The organism is Micrococcus sp. HSID17227 (assembly GCF_003989405.1).
Classification (GTDB): Bacteria; Actinomycetota; Actinomycetes; order Actinomycetales; family Micrococcaceae; genus Micrococcus; species Micrococcus luteus.
This window is the reverse complement of sequence record NZ_RBLN01000007.1, coordinates 20,408-27,113: the sequence shown is the minus strand read 5'-3', so window position 1 is coordinate 27,113 and position 6,706 is coordinate 20,408. Positions and strand designations below refer to the sequence as shown.

The following is a 6,706-nucleotide window of genomic DNA, read 5'->3' as shown; positions in this document are numbered from 1 at the left end:
GGGACAGGCGGACGCCCCGGGCGCCCCGTGGTTCTGGTCCGACCGGTACGACGCACACGTGGAGGCCGTGGGGGACATGACGGTGCCGGCCGGCGGGCGGATCGTGGATCGCGAAGTGCGCGGCGTCGTGGTGGCGAGCTTCGCCCTGGCCGCGGACGGGACCCTGCGCGGGGCCGCGTCGATCGACGACCCCATGACCGTCAAGGCCGCCCGGCGCATCATCGACCGGGGGATCGTGGTGGACGCCGCCGCGCTCGCGGACCCGGCCGTGCCGGTCAAGTCGCTGGCGCGGGGGTGAGGGCGCCCGTTTCGTCGACGAAAGCGGTCAGGTGCCGCAGTAGGTGACGAACGGGGCCCCGTCCGCCGGACCCGGCTCCGCGTGCCGCTCGAACCCGGGGCGCGGGGTGAGGGGATCCGTGACGGCCTCGAGCAGCCGGTGGACGGCGGTGAGGTCCCCGTCCTCCGCGGCCGTCAGGGCCTCGTCGAGCAGGTGGTTCCGTGGGATGTAGACGGGGTTCACCGCGCGCATCCGGGCCGGATCGGGACCCATCGCCCGCCAGTCCGCGAGCCAGGCGGCGAGCCCCGCGGGGTCCGGGGCGCCGGGGACGAGTCGTGCCGCCTCGGTGCGGGCCGCGTCGTCGTCCACGGGCGCCGCCGTGTGCTCGGCCAGCCGCACCCAGAACGAGGTCCAGTCGGCCCGCGCCGCGGCCAGCCACGGGAACAGGCGGTCGGTGAGCGCGGCGACGTCGTCCTCCGCCACGGACGCCGGGAGACCGAGCTTGTCCCGCAGTCCGCCCCGCCACGCCGCGAGATGGGCGCCGTGGAACCGGCCCAGCGCCTCCTGGGCGAGCGCGACGGCGCGGTCGGGGTCGTCGTCGAGCACGGGCACGAGGGCCTCGCCGAACCGGGCGAGGTTCCACGCCGCGATGGGCCCCTGATTGCCGTACGCATACCGGCCCTGGGCGTCGATCGAGGAGAAGCTCGCGGCCGGGTCGAAGGCGTCGATGAACGCGCAGGGGCCGTAGTCGATGGTCTCGCCGGACAGGGTCATGTTGTCCGTGTTCATCACACCGTGCACGAAGCCGACGAGCATCCAGCGGGAGACGAGCTCGGCCTGCGCGGCGATCACCGCCTCGTAGAGCGCGAGCGCGGGGTGCTCGGTGTCGGCGGCGTGCGGGTGGTGGCGGGCGATGGCCTCGTCGACGATCCGGCGCAGCACCTCCGTGGGGTCCGCCTGCTCGGGGAGGGCCGCGGCGTACTGGGCCGTGCCGACGCGCAGGTGCGAGGCGGCCGTCCGGGCCAGCACCGCGCCTGGCAGCACGGTCTCGCGGCGGACCGGGTGGCCCGTGGCGACGACGGCCAGCGCCCGCGTGGTCGGCACGCCGAGGGCGTGCATCGCCTCGGAGACCACGTACTCGCGGAGCATGGGGCCGAGCACGGCCTGCCCGTCGGCGGTGCCGCGCGCGAAGGGCGTGCGACCGGAGCCCTTGAGATGCAGGTCGTGGAGCCGACCGTCCGGAGCCGTGAGCTCGCCGAGGAGGAGGGCGCGCCCGTCGCCCAGGCGAGGGGAGTAGTGGCCGAACTGGTGGCCCGCGTACGCCTGCGCGACCGGCCTCGCGTCCGGGCCGGGCTGCTCGCCGGTGAGGAAGGAGACGCCGTCGTCGGTGGCGAGCCACTCGGCGTCGAGGCCGAGCTCCGCCGCGAGGCCGGCGTTGAGCAGGACGAGCTGCGGGCCGTCCGTGGCCTGGGCCTGCCAGGGCAGGGCGAGCTCGGGGAAGGTGTCGGCGAAATGCGAGCTCAGGGTGGGGGCGGGCACGGTCATGGGGCCACGCTACGTGGGGGAGGCCGGGTGTTCACGGGCCGACTCCCACCGGGCCCGTCCTTTCGAGGCGGGAAATCGACCCCACGGGCGTGGACCAGAGCGCTTTGACCTGGATTTCCCGCCTCGAAACGGGGGGCCGTGGCGGACTGCGGTGACCGTGGATCTCACCGGGTCACCCACCGAACGCGGCCGCCCGGCGCCGCACCCGCGCGACGACGTCCGCGTAGTCGTTCCGAGCGTCGGCCCACATGACCTTGATCGAGAGCCAGTCGTGGTCGGCGCACCAGCGGTCGCGCAGCACGTCGCGGGCCTGCTGCTCGGCGGTGCGGTGGTGCTCGCCCTCGTATTGCAACGCGAGGCGCCACGGCCGATACCCGAGGTCGACCGTCGGAGCGCGGCGGTCTGACGGGTCCAGCCGGCACTGCACCTCGGGCTCCGGCAGCCCGGCATCGACGAGCGCCAGCCGCAGACGCGTCTCGCGCGGCGAATCCGCCCCCACGCGCATCCTCGCCAGCGCTGCCCGGGCCAGTCCGCGCCCCCGGAAACGTCCCCGTTCGGCCAGCGATCGGACGAGCTCCTCCGGGGTGTAGGCGGGATCCCCGCGTCCGCCGCCGGGCAGCCACGGCGGGCAGAGCAGGGCGTCACCGGCGACGACGACGTCCCGCTCCGTGAGCGCCGCCCGTGCCGCGCACAGGTCCCACAGGGTGCGGGCCGGCGTCGTCACAAGCACGCCGCCCCGCGTCATCCGCTGTCCCTCCGGCACCTCGATGCGGTGGGGCACCAGACCCGCCTGGACCGGCCGGCCGCCCGAGGTGCCGACGCTGACGTGCACCGCACCGGGGGCCAACAGCCGTGCGGGCACGGTCAGGCCGTGCAGGCGCGCGGCGGTCTCATGGCTGACGACGACGTCGGGATGGCGCCGCTGATACGCGCGGATCTCATCCATCGTCCACTCACGGACGGAGGCCGCCGCAGGGCCGGCCGGCCCGTAGATGCCGTGGCGCAGCCGCCGCAGGTCTGAGGACTGCAGTCGGGACCACGTCACACCCGCCCGGCGCGCGTCGTCGACCGTGAAGGCGGCGGGGTCGATCGACGGCGGCAGCGGGGCGGGACGACGGGGCATGCGGCGAGCGTGCCCCGTCGCTCCGCGTCCCGAGACGGACGAGCGGGGGCCTGGGGACGCACGAGGGGGCCCGGTGCGGTTGTGCAGGAGGCGGCGACGTCCCCCGAAGCGCCGGCCCCGAGCCATTCGAGGCGGGAAATCCACGTCATGGGCCAGGATCGGGCGTCCATGGGGTGGATTTCGCGCCCCGAAGTGAGGGGATGACCAGGTCAGTACGACGCGCGGGGCGCGCCCTCCCCGTCGCCCGCGGCGTCGCTCGGAGCCGGGCACCAGCGGTCGGCGAGGGCCTCGGCGGCGCGGGCCAGCAGGGCGACGTCGGCGCCCACGTTGACGTAGTCCGCACCGGCGGCGGCGTAGGCGTCGGCCTGCGCGGGCACGAACGCGTTGACGCCCACGATCTTCCCGGCGGCCTTGACCTTCGTGATGACCTCCTCGACCGCGGCCACCACCTCCGGGTGCGACTGCTGGCCGAGCAGGCCCAGGGACGCGGAGAGGTCCGAGGGGCCGATGAAGACGCCGTCGATCCCGTCCACCGCCGCGATCTCGTCGGCGTTGCGCACGCCCGCGGCCGTCTCGATCTGCACGATCACGGAGACGTGGTCCGCCGCGCCGGGCAGGTAGCCGGGGATCCGGTTCCAGCGGCCCGAGCGTGCCAGGGCGGAGCCCACGCCGCGCACCCCGCCCTCGGCGGAGCCGTCCGGGTAGCGGGCGGCGGCCACGGCGCTGCGGGCCATCGCGGCGTCGTCGACCATGGGCACCAGCAGCGTCTGGGCGCCCAGGTCCAGGAACTGCTTGATGGCCACGGTGTCCAGCGCCGGCACACGCACCAGGGTGGGCACGCGGTAGCCGGCGATCGTGCGCAGCTGGGCGAGGACGTCCTGCAGGGTCAGCGGGGCGTGCTCGGCGTCAATGAGCAGGTAGTCGAGGCCCGCGCCGGCGCAGATCTCCGCCGTCGTCGGGTCCCCGGAGGAGAGGAACATGCCGGCGGCGGGGCGGCCCCCACGGGCGGCGACGGCCTCGGGCGTGAAGAGGTCGCGGAACAGCGGCTGCGGGTTGTGGCGGACGGGCATGGGATGTTCCTCCGGGGTTCTCCGCGCCCTCCACCCGACGCGGGTTGAGTTGTCGCGGGTGGAGCGGGGTCGTACTGGTGATAGGTCAACCCGCGTTGCGGGCGGGCGGGTGAGCGGGACGACGACGACGGCGGGCGGCTCAGGCGAAGCGGCAGGTGATGGTGCCCAGCGGGCCGTAGTCGGCGTAGACGGTGTCGCCCTCGTAGACCCACATCGGGCGGGTGAAGGAGCCGGCGAGCACGATCTCACCGGCTTCGAGCGCGTCTCCGTGCCCGGCGATGCGGTTGGCCAGCCAGTGCACGCCGTTGGCCGGGTGGTTCAGCACGCCCGCGGCCACGCCGGTCTCGATGATCTCCTCGTTGCGGGAGAGGATGCCGGAGACCCAGCGCAGGTCCACGTCGTGCACGCCCACGGGGCGGCCGCCGATCACCAGGGAGCCCAGGGCGGCGTTGTCCGAGATGGTGTCCGTGATGGTGCGGCCGGCCATCTCGATGCGCGAGTCCAGCACCTCCAGCGCGGGCACCACGTACTCGGTGGCGCGCAGCACGTCCATCAGGTTCAGGCCGGGCCCGCGCAGCTCGTCCCGCAGCACGAACGCCAGCTCCATCTCGATGCGCGGATGGGTGTACTTCTTCCACTCGTACACGTGGCCGGACTCGAACACCTGGTCGTCGAAGATCACGCCGTAGTCCGGCTCGTCGATCCCGGTCGCGTCCTGCATGGCCTTGGAGGTCAGGCCGATCTTGTGGCCCACCTTGCGGCGGCCCGCCTCGACCTGGCGCTCGGCCCAGATGCGCTGGACGGCGTACGAGTCCTCGATCTCCATCTCCGGGTAGCGCGCGGTCAGCCGCGGCACGGGCACGCGGTCGATGCCCGCGCGGTGCAGCTCGTCGGCGATCTTGACGTGGGTCTCGTGGTCCAGCACAGCGGTCTCCTTCACGACGACGGGCAGGGGCCTGGCCTTGATCGTATACGATTACGCGGCTCGGCCCCCGGCCCCGTCGCCATCCTGTCACCGCCCCGGATCAGTCCGGGGTGCGCGTCCCGATGCCCAGCCCGGGCTTGCGGCGGTGCACCGTGAGCCAGGCCAGCCCCTCGGGGCCCGTCTGCGAGGCGGGACACCCCTGCTCCCCATGCTTCGAGGCGGGAAATCGAGCTCAAACTGGCCCTCCTCGCTCGAATGAGATGGATTTTCCGCCTCGAACGGCGTGGGGCGGGGAGACGCGGAGGATGGCAGGGAGGGCGGACGCCGACGGCGGGCACCTGCGTTGGGTGCCCGCCGTCGTCGTGGTGTCCCGGAGCGGTGCCGGCCGTGCCGGTCAGAGCTGGTTGCCGAGCTTGTACTCGCCCTGCTTCCACTCCGGCAGGGACTCCTCGCCCTGCCCCTCGCGCGTGTAGGAGAAGCCGTCGGCGCCGATGGTCACGGCCATCTCCGAGTCGTCGGTGCGGGAGACCAGCGGCTGCAGGTTGCCGTCGAGGTCCAGCACGCGGGAGGCATCGGTGTACCAGGACGGCACGACCGGGGTGCCCCACCAGTCGCGGCGCTGGTTGTCGTGCACGTCCCAGGTGACCACGGGGTTGTCCGGGTCACCGGTGTAGTAGTCCTGGGTGTAGACCTCCACGCGGTGGCCGTCCGGGTCGCGCAGGTAGAGGTAGAACGCGTTGGAGACGCCGTGGCGGCCCGGGCCGCGCTCGATGTGGTCGGACATGCGCAGGGCGCCGAGCTTGTCGCAGATCGCCAGGATGTTGTGCTTCTCGTGCGTGGCGAAGCACACGTGGTGCATCCGGGGGCCGTCGCCGCCGGTCATGGCGGTGTCGTGCACGGTGGGCTTGCGGCGCATCCACGCGGCGTAGACGGTGCCGTTCTCGTCCTGGATGTCCTCGGTGACGCGGAAGCCCAGGTCCTGCATGTAGCGGGCGGCGCGCGGCACATCCGGGGTCACCTGGTTGAAGTGGTCCAGGCGGACCAGGGCGCCCGGGGTGTAGAGGTCGTAGCGCCAGGCCAGGCGCTCCACGTGCTCGACGTCGTGGAAGAACTCGTAGGGGAAGCCCAGCGGATCCTCGACGCGCACGGAGTCGCCGACGCCCTTGACGAAGCCGTCCTTCCGGCGCTCGACGCGGCAGCCCAGCTCCTCGTAGAAGGCGACCGCCTTGTCCAGGTCCTCGGGGGTGCGTACGCGGTAGGAGAACGCGGCCACGGCGGCGGTCTCGCCCTGGCGCAGCACCAGGTTGTGGTGGATGAACTCCTCCATGGAGCGCAGGTAGACGGTCTCCTCGTCCTCCTCGGTGACCACCAGGCCGAGCACGTCCACGTAGAACTCGCGGGAGGCGGCGAGGTCCGTGACCACGAGCTCCATCGAGGCGCAGCGCAGGATGTCCGGCGCCTCGGACGTCGGGGTGGGGAGGGGGTTCTCCGGGTCGATGGGGGCTTCCTTCGTGACGAAGAAGCCGGAGGAGGTCTTCTGGCGGCTCTCGAGGTTGGTCATCGGTGCTCCTTGGTGATGGCGGTGCGCTGTGGCCTGGGACACGGTCGCTCACTCGATCGTATACGATCCGGGAGGTCGGCGGGAAGGCTCTCGAGGAACGCGGGTTGAGTTGTCGCGGGTCCGGGGCGCCCGCACCCGCGACAACTCAACCCGCGTCGGGTGGGCCGGGGGAGAGACCCGGCCCGGCCCCACCACGACGACGGCG

The 6,706-nt window shown here is 73.3% G+C and carries 6 protein-coding genes; 1 reads left to right on the top strand and 5 read right to left on the bottom strand.

All coding sequences use genetic code 11. The annotated features are described in order from the left end of the window. A partial coding sequence (locus D8M29_RS01135) for an oxidoreductase C-terminal domain-containing protein (protein ID WP_305034209.1) occupies positions 1–298 on the top strand: 298 nt, incomplete at its 5' end. Positions 299–325: 27 nt separating this feature from the next. On the opposite strand, the gene D8M29_RS01130 is transcribed toward D8M29_RS01135, so the two are convergent. The 5 genes from D8M29_RS01130 to hpaD all read right to left on the bottom strand — a co-directional run bounded on the left by D8M29_RS01130 (position 326) and on the right by hpaD (position 6,501). After that, on the bottom strand, positions 326–1,822 hold the full coding sequence (locus D8M29_RS01130; RefSeq protein ID WP_127445761.1) for a YdiU family protein: 1,497 nt from the start codon (positions 1,820–1,822) through the stop codon (positions 326–328). 172 nt (positions 1,823–1,994) lie between these two features. Continuing rightward, positions 1,995–2,945, bottom strand: coding sequence for a hypothetical protein (locus D8M29_RS01125; RefSeq protein WP_036339705.1), 951 nt, complete (start codon positions 2,943–2,945; stop codon positions 1,995–1,997). 209 nt (positions 2,946–3,154) lie between these two features. Continuing rightward, a complete protein-coding gene (locus tag D8M29_RS01120; RefSeq protein ID WP_036339703.1) occupies positions 3,155–4,015 on the bottom strand; it encodes an HpcH/HpaI aldolase/citrate lyase family protein in 861 nt (286 codons plus the stop codon). 139 nt (positions 4,016–4,154) lie between these two features. After that, positions 4,155–4,940, bottom strand: coding sequence for a 2-keto-4-pentenoate hydratase (locus tag D8M29_RS01115; protein WP_036383622.1), 786 nt, complete (start codon positions 4,938–4,940; stop codon positions 4,155–4,157). A gap of 394 nt (positions 4,941–5,334) precedes the next feature. Next, positions 5,335–6,501, bottom strand: a complete 1,167-nt coding sequence (gene hpaD / locus D8M29_RS01110; protein ID WP_127435123.1) for a 3,4-dihydroxyphenylacetate 2,3-dioxygenase — start codon at positions 6,499–6,501, stop codon at positions 5,335–5,337. Positions 6,502–6,706: the final 205 nt, after the last annotated feature.